Origin of the sequence: Phyllobacterium sp. CCNWLW183 (assembly GCF_037203775.1) — a bacterium.
Taxonomy (GTDB): Bacteria; Pseudomonadota; Alphaproteobacteria; order Rhizobiales; family Rhizobiaceae; genus Phyllobacterium; species Phyllobacterium ifriqiyense.
This window is the reverse complement of record NZ_JBBCBN010000007.1, coordinates 108,596-124,899: the sequence shown is the minus strand read 5'-3', so window position 1 is coordinate 124,899 and position 16,304 is coordinate 108,596. Positions and strand designations below refer to the sequence as shown.

Genomic DNA, 16,304 nt, shown 5'->3' with positions numbered 1-16,304 from the left:
TTCAGCTATTAGACGGTCGGCGCTGTAGACCGAACAGTTGGGTGGACGAAGGGCGGGGAAGGCCCGCACCAATAAACGGAGAGGTATTCAAGGACGGCAGCGTCTGTATATTCATGCTCGCCTGCAGAGCTTCTTCCGTGGTGCAGATGCCAACAACAAATGCAGGATCAGGGCCAAAGACAGCGCCGCCACGCCTTGTGTACTTATCGTATTCCAGTGAACGAGTATTATAAATGCCGGCCATGCCAAGACCACCCTTGGCATCGATTTCATCCATCTCGCTCATGCACATCTTGCCGCGTTCCACACATCGGTTGAGAACTGCGCTGAACAGTTCCGGATCAACACTTGCATAATGCTGTACCGGTACTTTTTCGCTGGGCTGTTCCAGTTGCAGATAGGTCATCCGATCAAGAGTGGTGCCTTTTGACTTGACGTCGGCAATCCATTTTTCAAAACCCTCATCCGGCAGGCCGTGAAAAGCGAAGCGCATACCGGAAAAACCGGCGCCACTGTAATTGGCCGAAAAGCCCTCATATTCGCCGGGGTGATTGATGACGGCGCTCAGCTTCGTCTGCATGCCCGGCATAGTGTATATCTGCCCGGCTAACGCAGGAATATAAAACGAGTTCATCACCGCCGAGGAGGTCAGCCGGAAAGCGATGGGCCGATCGACGGGAGCGGCCATTTCATTGACGCTGGCGATACCATATTCCGGATAGATAAAGAGCCACTTCCAATCCAGCGCGACCACTTCGACCTGCAATGGCTTGACCGTTTCGGAAACTGCTTTGCCGGGGGAAATGCGTCCAAGCGGACGATAGGGATCGAGCAAATGTGTCGCCATCCAGGTGACCGCGCCAAGGCAGATGATGATCAGCAGCGGCGCCGCCCAGATGATCAATTCCAGCTGGGTGGAGTGATCCCATTCCGGGTCATAAGGCGCATCCGTGTTTGACTGCCGGTATTTCCAGGCAAAGAACACGGTGAGCACCATCACTGGAATGATAATGACAAGCATGAGGACGGTAGAAATAATGATCAGGTCGCGCTGTTGCACGGCGACGTCGCCTGACGGGCTCATGACAACGGCATTGCACGCGCTAAGCAATGCAAGCAGTGGAAGCAGGGCGATGGCAAAAAAACGGTTCAAGAGACTTCCTGTCAATGGAAACAGCGCCTAGTTGCGCCATCACTAGCTGCACCATAGTCAGAGCGACATTGGACAATTTGCCCAATCCTCCCGTAGTGTGTCACAATGATAAAGGATACGCTAGCAGTGACCGCAAACGAGCAGACCTGAACGGTTTCAATATTTGATCGAGGAGCGCACCGGGCAATGAGCGCGAAAACAGGAGCGGCATCTTCGACAACGCTTGAGCAGGACGCAACGCGCCTTCACTCGCGACATGACGACGTTAACGTTGGCGAGATTGCCATCGGCGTGATTATCGGCAGAACGTCCGAATTCTTTGACTTCTTCGTCTATGCTATTGCCTCTGTGCTGGTCTTTCCGAAACTGGTGTTCCCCTATGTTGATGCTCTGACGGGTACGATCTATTCGTTCGGTATTTTTGCGCTGGCCTTTCTTGCGCGGCCGATCGGCACGGTTATCTTCATGCAGATCGATCGCACTTATGGCCGTGGCGTAAAATTGACGATTGCCCTGTTCCTGCTTGGTAGCTCGACCGTTGCGGTGGCGTTCCTACCCGGTTATGCCCAGGTCGGTTGGGCATCTGCAGCGCTTTTGGCACTGTTCCGGATAGGACAGGGGCTTGCGCTAGGCGGTGAGTGGGATGGCCTCGCATCGCTTCTGGCGCTCAATGCACCTAAGCAACGCCGTGGCTGGTATGCGATGATACCGCAACTCGGTGCTCCCTTGGGGCTTATGGTTGCGGCCGGGCTGTTCGCATTTTTCGTTGCCAATCTTTCCGCAGAAGACTTCCTGAGCTGGGGCTGGCGCTATCCGTTTTTCGTTGCTTTCGCTATTAATGTGGTGGCGCTGTTTGCACGGTTGCGAATGGTTGTTACGCCGCAATATGCAAAATTATATGAAAGCAGAGAACTGCAGCCAACGACGGTGGCCAACACATTACAGCATGAAGGTCGCCACGTGGTCATTGGTGCTTTTGCACCGCTTGCGAGTTTTGCGCTCTTTCATATGGTAACGGTATTTCCACTGTCTTGGGTCTTCCTGTTTACGGATCAGGGCCCGGCCCGCTTTCTTTTGATTGAAGCATTCGGAGCGGCTGTGGGCGTCATTACCGTGTTTGCGTCGGGCACGATTGCCGACCGCGTCGGACGCCGGAATCTGCTGGGCGGCACCGCCATAGCCATTGCCGTGTTCAGTGGATTTGCTCCTCAATTGCTTGATGGCGGCGACATCGGCGAACTGATCTTCATGATCCTCGGATTTATTTTGCTTGGTCTGTCCTTCGGCCAGTCATCCGGCTCAGTGGCCTCGCGGTTCTCAAAGAAGTTCCGCTATACCGGCTCGGCATTGACCAGCGATATGGCATGGTTGTTCGGGGCGGGTTTCGCACCGCTGGTCGCGCTGCTGCTATCCAGCCATTTCGGCCTGATAGCTGCGGGTGGCTATCTGCTCTCCGGTGCTGTGTGCACGCTTATAGCCCTCAGCTTGAATCGTCAGACCGACAATCAGGACGTGTAGTCCCTTCCTCACTCATTCCATTTTCGTGCGCAGCGCCAAATTGATTGGCAGCTGTGCATAGTTTCAATTTTGGTTTGATCTAGCTGTTGACGGATTTTTAACATCCACTACTATATATAGTGTTCAAGGTTCTTCCGATTCGCGAGAGTGGGAAGCTAAGACGGGAATACGGTGAGTGGTGCCAATAAGGTACTGTGATGCCGGAGCTGCCCCCGCAACTGTAAGCGGCTAGCACGTGTTCGATACTGTCACTGGGGCTCTAGGCCCCGGGAAGGCAAGAATAAGTGCGTTGATCTGCGAGCCAGGAGACCTGCCTTGATCTGATGAGTCCACCGGCGGGGTGCCGGAGCGGTCGCGCCAATGCACGGGGATTTTCCGTGTAAAACGCTTCCCTGCCCCTCCACGAGCGAGCTACAGGGTGAAGTGCATGAGAAACCTATCCAGCGCATTGATTGTGGGTGACCCGCCGTAAATCGGGCGGCACTTGAGTAAGTCATACAGTTTTAAACCAAACTAGCTGGCAGCAATCAGAGCTGCCAGACCATGTTATCACGACCAAAATCAAATGAGGAAGTCATGAATATTGTCGTTTACAGCAAGCCGGCCTGTGTCCAGTGTACCGCCACGACCCGAGCTCTTGACCGGCAGGGTATGGAGTATGACGTTATTGATATTTCCAACGATCAGGATGCTCTCGAACTGGTTCAGAGCCTCGGCTACCGCCAGGTACCTGTGGTTGTCGCCGGCGAAAAACACTGGGCCGGTTTCCGCCCGGATATGATTAGCACCCTTGCCTGACAGGGATGGGTGTCATGAGTGGGATCGTTTATTTTTCGAGCAGGTCGGAGAATACCCACCGTTTTGTTTCCAAGCTGGGCTTCACCTCACAACGGATACCGATCAGCTCTCGTGAGGAGCTGAAGATCAACGCACCCTATATTTTGATCGTGCCAACATATAGCGGCGATGGCGGCAAGGGTGCCGTTCCAAAACAGGTGATCCGCTTCCTCAACCAGGCGGAAAACCGTTTAAACCTCCGCGGCGTGATTTCCGCGGGTAACAGTAACTTCGGAGCGACCTTCGGGATTGCCGGCGACATCATCTCTGCCAAATGCCAGGTGCCTTACCTTTACAGGTTCGAGCTGATCGGCACGGAGCAGGATGTCGTAAACGTCAAACATGGATTGGAACGATTTTGGACACGCTCACGCTCGAACGACCAGTGAAAGCCAACGAACCAGTGCTGGATTACCACGCGCTGAACGCGATGCTGAACCTTTATGATGAGGAGGGCAACATCCAGTTCGATCAGGATCGTATGGCGGCGAAGCAGTATTTTCTGCAGCATGTGAACCAGAATACGGTGTTCTTTCACAATTTGCGCGAGAAGCTCGATTACCTGGTAACCGAAGGCTATTATGAGCGCGCGGTGCTTGATCAATATTCCTTCAATTTCATGCGCGATCTGTTTGACCATGCCTATGCCAAGAAATTCAGGTTTCCAACATTTCTTGGCGCATTCAAATATTACACCAGCTACACGCTGAAGACCTTTGACGGAAAACGCTATCTTGAGCGTTACGAGGACCGCATCTGCATGGTGGCGCTGACGCTGGCGCAAGGAAATGAAACCCTGGCGCGGGATATGGTTGACGAGATCATTTCCGGGCGTTTCCAGCCTGCAACTCCCACTTTTCTCAATGCGGGAAAGAAACAGCGCGGCGAGCTGGTGTCCTGCTTTCTGCTCCGAATTGAAGACAATATGGAATCAATCGCGAGGGGTATCAACTCGGCCCTGCAGCTCTCCAAGCGCGGGGGAGGCGTTGCGTTGTCGCTCACCAATATCCGTGAAGCGGGCGCGCCGATAAAGCAGATTGAAAATCAGTCATCCGGCATCATTCCAGTCATGAAGCTTTTGGAGGATAGTTTTTCCTATGCCAACCAGCTTGGTGCAAGACAGGGGGCAGGTGCGGTCTATCTGAACGCACATCATCCCGACATAATGCGTTTCCTCGATACCAAGCGCGAAAATGCGGATGAGAAAATCCGTATCAAGACGCTGTCGCTCGGCGTTGTCGTGCCGGATATTACTTTCGAATTGGCGAAGAACAATGAGGATATGTATCTGTTCTCTCCCTATGACGTAGAGCGGGTCTACGGCGTGGCCTTTACGGAAATTTCGGTGACAGAAAAGTACCGTGAAATGGTCGCAGATTCGCGTATCCGCAAAAAGAAAATCAAGGCTCGCGACTTCTTTCAGGTCTTGGCCGAAATCCAGTTCGAAAGCGGCTATCCCTACATCATGTTCGAGGACACAGTGAACCGCGCCAACCCGATTGCAGGGCGCATCACCATGAGCAATCTGTGCTCGGAAATCCTTCAGGTCAGCGAGGCGAGCGAATACAATGCCGATCTGTCCTATAGCCATATGGGCAAGGATATCTCCTGTAATCTCGGCTCGCTGAATATTGCCGCCGCAATGGATTCAATGGATTTTGGCAAAACCATCGAAACGGCCATCAGGGCGCTGAACGCCGTCTCGGACATGAGCCATATCTCGTCGGTGCCTTCTATCGAAAAGGGTAATGATGACAGCCATGCCATCGGCCTTGGGCAGATGAATCTGCATGGTTACCTGGCCCGCGAACGCATTTATTACGGCTCTGACGAAGGTATCGATTTCACCAATATCTATTTCTACACCGTGACCTATCACGCCGTTCGCGCATCCAATCGCCTAGCGGTTGAACGCGGCCAAAGCTTCAAGGGCTTCGAGAACTCGAAATATGCATCTGGAGAATATTTCGACAAGTATACGGCGCAGGAATGGCTGCCAGCAACTGAGCGGGTCCGCGAATTGTTCGAAACAGCTGGCATTGCGATCCCGACACAGGCCGACTGGCTGGCACTGAAAGAGGCTGTGGTGGTATCCGGTCTTTACAATCAGAACCTGCAGGCTGTGCCGCCCACGGGCTCCATTTCCTACATCAATCACTCAACCTCCTCGATCCATCCGATCGTGTCGAAGATCGAAATCCGCAAGGAGGGCAAGATCGGCCGCGTCTACTACCCGGCCGCGTTTCTGACCAATGATAATCTTGATTACTATCAGGACGCCTATGAGATTGGCCCGGAAAAGATCATCGATACCTATGCTGCAGCAACGCAGCATGTCGATCAGGGCTTGTCGCTGACGCTCTTCTTCCGCGATACCGCGACCACGCGCGATATCAACAAGGCGCAGATCTATGCCTGGAAGAAAGGCATCAAGACAATCTACTATATCCGTCTTCGTCAAATGGCTCTGTCCGGCACGGAAGTGCAGGGCTGCGTATCCTGCACGCTTTGATTTCCGGGGAAACAATGAACATTCAAATCAAGAATAAAGCTGTAAAGCTTCCTGCAGCCGTTCGCGCCATCAACTGGAACCGCCTTGAGGATGACAAGGACCTTGAGGTCTGGAACAGGCTTACCGGAAATTTCTGGCTGCCGGAAAAGGTGCCGCTGTCGAATGATATTCCGTCCTGGGCTGCACTCAAACCCGAGGAACAGCAGCTTACCATTCGTGTGTTCACGGGGCTGACCCTGCTCGATACAATCCAGACCAGCATTGGCGCGCCAAAACTCATGGAAGATTCGATCACTCCCCATGAGGAAGCAGTCTATTCCAACATCTCCTTCATGGAGGCCGTGCATGCCCGTTCCTACTCGTCCATTTTCTCCACATTGTGCTCGACACCTGACGTTGATGATGCCTATCGCTGGTCCGAGGAAAATGAGCATTTGCAGAGGAAGTCCGCGCTGATCCTCGAACATTACCGCAATCCCGATCCTCTCAAGCGCAAGATTGCCAGCGTGTTCCTGGAGAGCTTCCTGTTTTATTCCGGCTTCTATCTACCGATGTTCTGGTCGAGCCGCGCCAAGCTGACCAATACTGCCGACATGATCCGCCTCATCATCCGGGATGAAGCTGTGCATGGCTATTACATCGGATATAAGTTTCAACGCGGACTGGAACGTCTTGGTGAGGAGCGCCGTTCGGAAATCAAGGATTTCGCTTTCGATCTTCTGCTTGAACTCTACGACAATGAGGCAAAATACACCGAGACACTCTATGATGGCGTCGGCCTGACCGAGGACGTGAAGAAATTCCTTCATTATAATGCCAATAAAGCACTGATGAACCTCGGCTACGAGGCTCTCTTTCCTGCGGAAGCCTGCAAGGTCAACCCGGCAATTCTTTCAGCGCTATCCCCGAATGCTGATGAAAACCATGACTTCTTTTCCGGTTCCGGCTCTTCCTATGTCATAGGCAAAGCGATCGCCACGGAAGATGAGGACTGGGATTTCTGATCGGTTAGGCTTTTTAGTTAAAGTAGATGATGAGCGACTTAAACTGGAGGATTGTAATTTGCAGAAAAAGATAAATAAAATAATTGGTTATAAGGGATTGTTTTGATGATCTTTGCGTTGGTCAGCGTGCCGCAGGAGCCCGCCGAGCGAAGTTTAATTGCCCAACAGCCTCGAATGTGAAGCTAATAAGCCCCGCTGATTCAGATCACCTTGCCGGGATTCATGATGCCGTTGGGATCGAGCAGAGATTTGAGTGAAAGCATCAGATCGAGCTTGACCGGATCAGCAAGCCTCGCCAACTCCGTTTTCTTGTCCAGTCCAATTCCGTGTTCCGCAGAAAACGATCCGCCCATTTCCCGCAAGGTAGCATAGATCAGCGACTTTACTGCTTTCTTGTCGGATATTCCGGCGACGCCAATATGCAGATTTCCGTCTCCCAGATGGCCAAAGGCAAAACCGTGAACATTTGGCCCGAGCATCGCAATTCCTTCGTGGAATTGTTTCAGCCAGGATTCCAGATGCTGTAGTGGGACGGAAATATCAAACCAGTGACCGTTCGGGTGGACGCGATCAATGACACTGCTGTCTTCGCGTATGTTCCAGATCTCACGGCGTTCCTTCACGCTCTGCGCAAGAATTGCATCAAGAACCAAGCCGTCTTCTATGGTCAGCGCCAGAGCATTTTCCAGAGCAGATTGCGCCGATGCCTGATCGGCAGCATCGGTTTCGATGATCAGGTAAATGGGAGCCTGCGCGATAGAAGCGAGCGAGGGCGGTCCAAGATGATCGACTGCCACCACGAAATAGTCCTGCGCCATGAATTCGGCCCGCAGCAAATGCACGTCATGATTCGCTTGCAATTGATGGAACAGTAAAACCGCGGCAGCCGCCGATTGGCAGGCGACGAGCGCAGTTGCGGTCAATGCGTCGGGAGGCGCAAGTTTAATCACCGCACGCGTTACGATGCCGAGCGTGCCCTCCGCGCCAATGAATAATTGTTTTAGGTCATATCCCTCATTTGATTTCGGCACTTGCGCCATATCGCTCATGACGCGCCCGTCGGGGAGGACCACTTCAAGACCGAGTACGCGCTGGCGCATGACACCGTGCCGGAAAGCCTCCATGCCGCCGGCATTGGTCGAGATCATTCCGCCTATCGTGGCAGTGCCGCGTGATGCAATGTCTATGCCTGTGGAAAGATGATGATGTGCCGCCGCTTCCTGTAGCGCAAACAATGTGACACCGCCTTGAACGATTGCTGTGCCAGCGGATGCAGACACCATTTCGATAGTGTTCATTGATGATAAAGAGAGGATGATCTGTCCAACCAGGGATACGGCTCCACCCACTAATCCTGTCCGCCCGCCATGGGGAATAACTGCAATCCGCTGTTCGTTGCACAAACGAAGGACAGCAGAAACTTCCCCGGTGGTTCGGGGTGTCACCATTATGGTGGCATCGAGATTACGCTCGTCGGAACCCGGATGGATCATGGCGAGGGCTTCTCCGGTCTTTAGCCCGCTGGCACCCACGATGAGTTCAAGTTTGGCAAGGATATTTTCGGGTATCATTGAGGGTCCGTGGCCTTGCGCCGGTCAATGATAATTCTCAAGGCAAGTATGGCGGCAGTGACAAGGATCAGAAGAACCGAAATCGCGGCAATGGATGGATCAATATTGTCACGCAGACCCATCCACATCAGCCGGGGAAGGGTGATTGCATTGACGCTGGTAATGAAGAGGGTGACACCGATTTCCTCCCAAGAAAGGACAAAGGACAGAAGCGCCGCTGTCGCTATGCCAAATTTGATATTGGGGATGATGACTTTGAATGCGCGGGTGGCCAGATTGGCGCCGAGACCGCGAGCCGCAAGATCTATGCGCCGGTCAACCTGAAACAGGGAAACAAGAATGAGGACGACCGCAAAGGGCGTTATCATCACAGCATGGGCGAGGGCAACGCCGAGCCAGGTATCATATCCGATCCAGTTGTTAAAGCTCGACAGGGTGGTCATCAGGAAATAAAGCGTCATGGCTGAAACAACTGGCGGAACAATGAGCGGCAACAGCACGAAGCCGATCAGCAAGGCTGAAAAACGTGGCTGGAACATCCAGATTCCAAGTCCGAACATGGTCGCCAATGCTGTTGCTAAAATGCTCGACACAATGCCGATGCGCAGACTGAGCAGAATGCTCTGGAGCCAGGCCGGATTATCGAGAAGAGCCTGATAATGGCGAAGCGAGAGATTGCCGGTTGGCATAGAAAGAAATCGGGCAGGGGTGAATGAAACCGGTATCACCGCAACAAGCGGCATCAGCAGGAAGAGTGCGACGGCTGTAGCAAGAATAAGAAGTACGGGACCGGGGCGTGAGGATTGCATGACTCTACCCCACCATATGCGCGGGTTTGATAAAGCGCCGCAGCAGTGCCAGCAAAATCGCGATAAACAGCACCAGTACCACGCTGATTGCGGCGCCAAGTCCCCAGTCAGGGCTCTGGAAGATGCGAAGATAAACCAGCTCCGCTACCATAACGCTTCGACCGCCTCCGAGGATCGCCGGTGTGACGAAAAACCCAAGTGCAAACACGAAGACGATGAGCGCGGCACCGATCAATCCGCCATAGGTCAAAGGCAGGAAAACTGTCCAGAACGTGCGGCTCCTGGATGAGCCCATGCCCCGCGCCGCCAGCAATACACGCTCATCGATGCTGCGCATGGCGGATGCGATGGGAAATACAGCAAAGGGAATGAGGAAATGCGTCATACCGACAATGACGCCAAACTCATTGCGGGCGAGTGCAAGCGGTTCACTGATGATACCGGCCGATTGCAGCCATGTATTGATCAGCCCGCGATTGGACAGCATCGCCAGCCAGCCAAAGGCACGGGTAAGCACGGAAATCCAGAAGGGCACAAGAATACAAAATTCAGCGAGCGCGCGTTGGACTAAGCTGCCGCGCACCCAGACATAGGCGATTGCGTAAGCTGTGATGAGCGAGGCGGCGGTTACAATCAGGCAGATGCGCAGTGTGCGAACGAAAACAGACTGGACGAGCGGATCGGTAAACACGGCTATATACTGACCAAAACCGATCTCGGGCAAGGTAAAGCTCCAACGAACCACACCCAGAAAAGGCACGACATAGGCGAGCCCCAGAAACAGGAGCAATGGTCCCAATAGCAGGAATTTTCTGGAGGTTGCCGAGCCCATTCAACGTCCCTTGTTGCAGTGTGTGGAAAATGGCGCGGGATCATTGATCACGCGCCATTTTTCCTCAGGCTGAAATGACTTTTGTATATTCGTCGAATGCCTTGCCATAATTTTCGGCATACCATTCCATGTCCAGCGGGACCTGCTTGGCCATGTTGGCTGGATCAACGCAGTTTATCCGTTTCTTCTCGTCCGGTATCAGCGCATCGGTTGCCGGATTTGCTGGGCCTTGGCCCAGGAGATTGAACATTTCAAGTTGCCGCTCAGGGGTCTGCGCGCTGGCGATGAATTTCATCGCATTGTCCTTGCCGCCGGGGTTGTTTTTCATAACGGCCAAAGCACCGGGTGAGATCAGGCCCTGATCCCAGACGAATTTGATCGTGCCGCCTGAATCCTGCTCGATAAGCTGCGCGCGCGTCGACCAGATCAATGCCATGGAGGCTTCACCGTCGATCAAAACGGATTGGCTTTCTGCGCCGCCGCCCCAATAGGCCACAACATTTTCCTTGAAAGCAGCAATCTTGTCGTGGGCACGCTTGAGATCAAGCGGGTAAAGTTTTTCCGGTGCAACCCCATCAGCCATCAAAGCCGCTTCCCACATGGCCGCACCCCATTTGTACATGGAGCGTTTGCCGGGAAACTTCTTCACGTCGAAGAAATCTGCCATGCCGGTGGGTACCTGATCGCCAAATTTCGAAGAGTCATAGGCAATGATGTATGAGAAGAAATAGGTTGATGCCGCTGTGTCCCAGCCAAAGCCGGGGCGCATCTTGTTCTTGTCTACAATAGCGTAATCGATTGGCTCAAGCATTCCCTGCTTGCCGAGTGAAATACCGGAGAAAGGATCGATATCAAGGAGGTCCCAGCTCGGTTTGCCGCTCTTGAACTGTGCTGTGACCGCTCCTTCCGTGGGGCCTGAACCGTCCATCTTGACGGTAACACCGCTTTCCTTGGTGAAGGGCTGGCCATAGGCCTTGTCATAGGCAGTCATGGCATCACCACCCCAATTGACCAGCACAAGCTCCTTGGCCTGAGCATAAGAACCGGTGGACCGGAGAAGCGCTGGGGCACCCGCCAGAAATATCGCAGCCATCTGCGTAAAGCGCCTGCGGCTAATCTCGCCCCGCTCGACTTTGCTGGCCAGTATTTCGAGGCAGTCTTTTTGAAATGCGTGATCCATTTTGTTTCCCTCTGGATTGTTGTTGTCACATTCCTGAATGCAGCCTAACTCCCATTCGGCAGCAAAAAGCCCTGATGCTCCGGCCATGACACCCACACATTCGTGTTGGGTTCTATGGGCGAGGTCGTCGCTGTCGGCATTGAAACCGCCAGGCTCGTTCCGGTGCGTGTTCGTAAATGATACTTGGTCGAAGCCCCGAAATATGTTGCTCCTTCGACCCGGCAGGTGATGGCGTTGCAATTGTCTTTCCGGTGCTCCACAGAAATGACCATGTGCTCAGGCCGTATAGCCGCCAGCGCTGCCCTGCCTGCAAGTGCCGATGATTTATTTACAGTGATCGTCTGGTCTTCAAATCTGCCTGCGGCACGCTCACCATCCAGTTGAACAGTATCGAGCGGCAGAAGGTTGATCTCGCCAAGGAATTCGGCAACAAAACGGTTTGCCGGTCGCTCATAGACCTCCTGCGGTTTGCCTGCCTGCAGCAGTTCGCCATGATTGAAGATGGCAACGCGGGATGACAAAGCAAGCGCTTCGGATTGATCATGCGTAACGAAGACAAAGGTTGTGCCGGTTTCCTGATGCAGCCGCTTGGCTTCTTCCTGCATCATTTCACGCAGATTTTTGTCAAGGGCCGAAAATGGCTCGTCTAGCAGCAGTACGGAAGGCTCAAACGCCAAAGCACGGGCAAGCGCAACGCGTTGCTGCTGGCCGCCGGAAAGTTTGGCTGGCAGTTTCTTCTCGTGGCCGACAAGGCCGACACGCTCAACCATTTCACCGACCCTGCGCTTGATATCGGCAGCAGATTGGCGGCGTACCTTGAGTGGAAAAGCGATGTTCTGCTCGACAGTCAGATGTGGGAAGAGGGCGTATCCCTGAAAGACCATACCATAGGAGCGATCTTCAGCGGGTATATTGGTAATGTCTTTGCCGTCCATCACCAGTTTGCCGGATGTTGGGGCAAGGAAGCCCGCCAGTATCATCAGAAACGTGGTTTTGCCCGACCCCGAAGGCCCCAGAAGAGTCAAAAATTCGCCGCGCTTGATGTCGAGCGACAGGTCTTTGAGCGCATGAAATGCGCCAAATGTTTTGCCAATAGATATAGCCTTGATCTCGGCGGCTTTCGCGTCGCCCGGCTGCATGCTTTGAGGCATTGATTGAACCTCTTTCCCCTTCTTTTTAATGAAGCCTAGGCACAATCTGCAATAACGACAATTGAATTATATTACCCTGACACGTGAAAATAATTCACGCCACTGCCGAATCTATCCCACGATGCGTTTTAGGCGTTGCGGGTTTGAGAAAGCCGGGACTTCAGCCATTCAGTAAAGGCGAGCTGCGCCGGATGATCCATTCTCGCATAATCGGTAACAAGAAAATACGACTTTGGTGATTTGATAGCGAGATCGAACGGCTGAATGAGCTGGCCGCCTCTCATTGCCTTCCGGCATGTCAGCTTGTCGCCGATTGCAATCCCCTGCGCCGTGATCGCTGCCGAAAACACAAGGTTCATATCGGAAAACACAATTCCGCGCTCTGAGTCAGGGTTGTCGACATTTGCCAAGGCCAGCCAGAGCGTCCAATCCTCGAAATCGACCAGATGCAGCAAAGGTGCCCGCAATATATCCTTGGGTTCGGCTAACCCACCCAATTTGTTGAGCAGAACAGGGCTGCACAGCGGAGTAAACTCGATCTCGCAAAGCAGATCGACGGCCCTGTTGGGCCAATTGCCATCACCAAAAGCGATAAAGAGGTCAACGCCCGGCGCAGTTACGTCATCAAGTTTGCGCGGAGTGACAATCCGCAGGGCGATATCGGGATATTTCTCCTGAAACTCCGCGATATGTGTGCAGAGCCAAAGCGATGCGAAGCCGGACGTGCAACTGACAGTTAATGTCCCGCCAGTGCTTGCAGGGCTATGTCGCCCGCCAGCATCGTCGATGACGATGAGCGCCTTGCGTACGTCATTGGCATATTTTCGTCCCCTCGGCGTAAGGGTAACACCCTTGCCATCCCGCTGCAAAAGCTCGAATCCAAGGTCGCGTTCCAACAGACGAAGCTGGTGGCTGACCGCGCTTCTCGTCAGGTGCAGTTCTTCCGCAGACCGCCAAACGCTGCCATGTCTGGCAAAGCTTTCAAGTGCGCGAAGCGCCTGAGTTGAGGGTATTCTCATGCGATGCCTTCGATAAGAGGTGAATAGAATTTGCACGTTTTGAGAAAACATATCACTTTTTCTCCCTGCATCCAGATGATTATCTGCCGTCTGACGGGAGATAATTGTGGTCACGGAAGCATCGGTCTCAGCACTCAATTTCATTGATGATCACAAGGCTGATCTCTCGGCATCGGCACGCACTATTTTTGATTTCGGAGAAACCGCCTGGCGCGAGTACCGATCTGCAGATTGGTATGTTCATCGCTTGCGGCAGGAAGGCTTTGATGTAGAGGCCGGTTCTGCTGGCATGCCGACTGCATTTTGTGCGCATTGGACCAATAAAGCAGGAATGTCGGGACAGCCGCCAACCATTGGCATGTATGCAGAGTACGATGCGGTGCCCGGCAATTGCCAGGCCGCTACCACGTCGCGGCAACCGCGCTCCGGACTGAGTGAGCATGCTGGTGGTCATACTGACCCGCATTCGGGACTCGGAATATCTGCTCTTGGAGGTCTCTTGGCCACAAAGGCGGCAATGGAAAAACACGGTATTGCCGGAACCCTGCGATTTACCGGAGAGCCGGCAGAGAAAGTGCGCGGCTCCAAGCCCATCCACGCAGCCAAAGGTTATTATGACGGATTGGATGGCATGATCTCGTTCCATCCGTTCTATATGCTGCCTCTGTGCAACACTGTCCGGTGGGATACGCATTGTGGCGCTGCTTATTCGATGATCTATCGATTCATCTGCGATCAGCCTGAACTTTGGGGGTTGAGCGATGGCGCTCCCATTCCGCAATCACATTCCGCTGTGCGTGCGCCCGGAGCCAATGATGCGCTGATGATGATGTATATGGCGTCAAAAGCCTTGCGCGATTCCATGTTGCCGCATCAGGGCGGCTGGTCGATCAGCGAGGCAATTCTCACTGCAGGGCAGGCAACAGCTGACAATCTGCCCGCTGGGCTTGCCGAAATTCAGTATATGATGCGCGTTCCGACTATCGCCATGGCTGAGAAGATTACCGCCGCGCTGGATCGAAACGCCGAGCATGCTGCGGCAATGTCCGGTTGCAGGGTTGAGCGGCATTGGGTCTGTAAGTCTCGGCCCGGTCTTGCCAACCACGCAATGGCAAATATTACCTGGGAAGCGCTCAAATATGTTGGTGCTCCGCAATGGGACGAGGCTGCAAAAGCAATCGCGCGAGAGATTCAAGTCAATGCCGGTATTGACGCCATGGACGACCCCTTTCTGGATGAGTGCGAGCGTTTAATTTCACCGCAGGATGCAGAAGCCATATTACGGCGTGACTTGCCCCCCTCGCAGTTGAATTCGACCTCCGATGACTACACCGACATGACCTGGCATGCGCCGACAGTGCGCTTCTACGTGGCTCGTCCGGCGTTGAAAGCGCCAAAGGGTAAAGCCTATCCGGGCTGGGTCATGAATGCCCTTGGCGGAATATCGGAAACGATTGATCCGATGATTGTTTGCGCCGCAAAGACAGTGGCCCTGACGGCATTGCGCTTGCTTGAAGATGGCGAGGCCCGTCGTGGGGCAAAAGATGAGTTTATTGAACGGACAGGCGGCGGTGTCGGCGGTTCCAACTGGATCGCGCCGCTATGCGATTACGCACCGCCAATTCATTTCCGTTGGCCCGAATACATAACAACCGCGCGCGGAACCGAGTGGTGGATACCAAACGCCGCATAATGAGGAGAAAGCAATGACACGTCACGAGAATGGTTTTGATGCCGATGCTTTCACATTGAAGCGGCGAAACCCCAATGGCGCTACAAAGCCGCTTGTCAATTGGGGGTTTCGCAACGAGACCGATCCGCTGACTGATGTGTTGCTGGGATCGCCGGCATTTCTACGCCATATGGCAACCAGTTCACTTTCCCGAAAACACTTGCGTGAAGCTCCCTGCAACATTCAAACCGCGCAGGCGCAGCATAAGGAGCTGGTGGCCGCCTACGAACATTTCGGCGTGAATATTCACTGGCACGAGCCGGAACCTGAATTGCCCATGCAGGTCTATTCAAGGGACTCCAGCGTCATGACGCCCTATGGCGCAATCATCACCGCCATGGCGAACTGGTGGCGACGCGGAGAAAACTACGCGGCGATCCGCACCTATGAACGGCTGGGTATTCCGATCTACGATATGGTCACAGCCGGAACCTTTGAGGGTGGCGATTTTAACGTCATTGAAGAAGGCTGCGTCCTGATCGGATGCGGCGGTGCGCGGACGCAGGAAGAGGGGGCACGCCAAGTCGAGGAGTGGTTCCGCAAAGAAGGTTGGGAAACACGGCTTGCCTTTATCGACGAATATTATGTCCACATTGATCTGATGGTCGTGCCGATCGCGCCAAAGCTCACTGCCGTTTGCCTTGCCTGTACGGAACCTGGCATTGTCGATTGGCTCAAAGCAAAGGGACATGAAATAATCGATGTGCCTTTTCAGGATACGATGAATCTTGGGTGCAATTTTATGTCGCTCGGCAAGGATCGCATCATCGCACCGACATCAAGCAAGACGTTGATCGAAAAGCTGAGGGCGACAGGATTTGAAGTTGCGGCAGTCGATATGAGCGAGATTTCCAAAACCGGCGGCGGAATCCACTGCATGGCGCAGGCACTGCTGCGATCCCCAGCGTAACAAGAGAGGTCAGCTGATCTGATATTGAGGTGCACACGGCACGGCATTCAATCCGGCATTGAGATTCTGGTTGCAT

General features: G+C 53.6%; 14 protein-coding genes and 1 riboswitch. Of the genes, 7 read left to right on the top strand and 7 right to left on the bottom strand.

All coding sequences use genetic code 11. The features are described from left to right. Window position 1: 1 nt before the first annotated feature. Window positions 2–1,153, bottom strand: a complete 1,152-nt coding sequence (gene cyoA / locus V9K95_RS16555) for a ubiquinol oxidase subunit II (protein ID WP_336441464.1) — start codon at window positions 1,151–1,153, stop codon at window positions 2–4. A gap of 186 nt (window positions 1,154–1,339) precedes the next feature. Between cyoA and V9K95_RS16550 the strand changes: the two genes are divergently transcribed. From V9K95_RS16550 to nrdF, 5 genes are all read left to right on the top strand, one after another. Further along, window positions 1,340–2,671 carry an MFS transporter gene (locus V9K95_RS16550; protein WP_336441465.1) on the top strand — a complete coding sequence of 444 codons (1,332 nt, stop codon included), beginning with the start codon at window positions 1,340–1,342 and terminating at the stop codon, window positions 2,669–2,671. Window positions 2,672–2,780: 109 nt separating this feature from the next. Continuing rightward, window positions 2,781–3,003: riboswitch (cobalamin riboswitch) on the top strand. A gap of 244 nt (window positions 3,004–3,247) precedes the next feature. Then, window positions 3,248–3,469 (top strand): glutaredoxin-like protein NrdH, encoded by a 222-nt coding sequence (gene nrdH, locus V9K95_RS16545; RefSeq protein WP_307277369.1) that lies wholly within the window; start codon window positions 3,248–3,250, stop codon window positions 3,467–3,469. Window positions 3,470–3,483: 14 nt separating this feature from the next. After that, window positions 3,484–3,897: a class Ib ribonucleoside-diphosphate reductase assembly flavoprotein NrdI gene (nrdI, locus tag V9K95_RS16540; protein WP_336441466.1), complete on the top strand. Its 414-nt coding sequence runs from the start codon at window positions 3,484–3,486 to the stop codon at window positions 3,895–3,897. Beyond that, complete coding sequence (gene nrdE / locus V9K95_RS16535) at window positions 3,867–6,020, top strand: class 1b ribonucleoside-diphosphate reductase subunit alpha (protein WP_435530242.1); 2,154 nt, start codon at window positions 3,867–3,869, stop codon at window positions 6,018–6,020. The genes nrdI and nrdE overlap by 31 nt, the downstream gene beginning before the upstream one ends. A gap of 14 nt (window positions 6,021–6,034) precedes the next feature. Further along, window positions 6,035–7,024 (top strand): class 1b ribonucleoside-diphosphate reductase subunit beta, encoded by a 990-nt coding sequence (gene nrdF / locus V9K95_RS16530; RefSeq protein WP_115055017.1) that lies wholly within the window; start codon window positions 6,035–6,037, stop codon window positions 7,022–7,024. A 200-nt stretch (window positions 7,025–7,224) separates the two neighbouring features. On the opposite strand, the gene V9K95_RS16525 is transcribed toward nrdF, so the two are convergent. The 6 genes from V9K95_RS16525 to V9K95_RS16500 all read right to left on the bottom strand — a co-directional run bounded on the left by V9K95_RS16525 (window position 7,225) and on the right by V9K95_RS16500 (window position 13,586). After that, entirely contained in the window at window positions 7,225–8,595 is a 1,371-nt protein-coding gene (locus V9K95_RS16525; protein ID WP_336441467.1) for an FAD-binding oxidoreductase, read from the bottom strand. Further along, window positions 8,592–9,404: an ABC transporter permease gene (locus tag V9K95_RS16520; protein ID WP_336441468.1), complete on the bottom strand. Its 813-nt coding sequence runs from the start codon at window positions 9,402–9,404 to the stop codon at window positions 8,592–8,594. The genes V9K95_RS16525 and V9K95_RS16520 overlap by 4 nt, the downstream gene beginning before the upstream one ends. 4 nt (window positions 9,405–9,408) lie before the next feature. Next, the gene (locus V9K95_RS16515; RefSeq protein ID WP_336441469.1) at window positions 9,409–10,236 is read right to left on the bottom strand and encodes an ABC transporter permease; all 828 of its coding nucleotides are present in this window, start codon (window positions 10,234–10,236) and stop codon (window positions 9,409–9,411) included. Window positions 10,237–10,300: 64 nt separating this feature from the next. Continuing rightward, entirely contained in the window at window positions 10,301–11,416 is a 1,116-nt protein-coding gene (locus V9K95_RS16510; RefSeq protein ID WP_115055021.1) for an ABC transporter substrate-binding protein, read from the bottom strand. 44 nt (window positions 11,417–11,460) lie between these two features. Further along, window positions 11,461–12,567 carry an ABC transporter ATP-binding protein gene (locus tag V9K95_RS16505; RefSeq protein WP_115055022.1) on the bottom strand — a complete coding sequence of 369 codons (1,107 nt, stop codon included), beginning with the start codon at window positions 12,565–12,567 and terminating at the stop codon, window positions 11,461–11,463. 128 nt (window positions 12,568–12,695) lie between these two features. Next, complete coding sequence (locus V9K95_RS16500; RefSeq protein WP_115055122.1) at window positions 12,696–13,586, bottom strand: LysR substrate-binding domain-containing protein; 891 nt, start codon at window positions 13,584–13,586, stop codon at window positions 12,696–12,698. A 103-nt stretch (window positions 13,587–13,689) separates the two neighbouring features. Here V9K95_RS16500 and V9K95_RS16495 point away from each other — a divergent pair, with 103 nt between their 5' ends. Together V9K95_RS16495 and V9K95_RS16490 are read left to right on the top strand one after the other, a co-directional pair. Continuing rightward, entirely contained in the window at window positions 13,690–15,279 is a 1,590-nt protein-coding gene (locus V9K95_RS16495) for an amidohydrolase (protein ID WP_336441538.1), read from the top strand. A gap of 13 nt (window positions 15,280–15,292) precedes the next feature. Then, window positions 15,293–16,228, top strand: a complete 936-nt coding sequence (locus V9K95_RS16490) for a dimethylarginine dimethylaminohydrolase family protein (RefSeq protein WP_115055024.1) — start codon at window positions 15,293–15,295, stop codon at window positions 16,226–16,228. The last annotated feature ends 76 nt before the right edge of the window (window positions 16,229–16,304 follow it).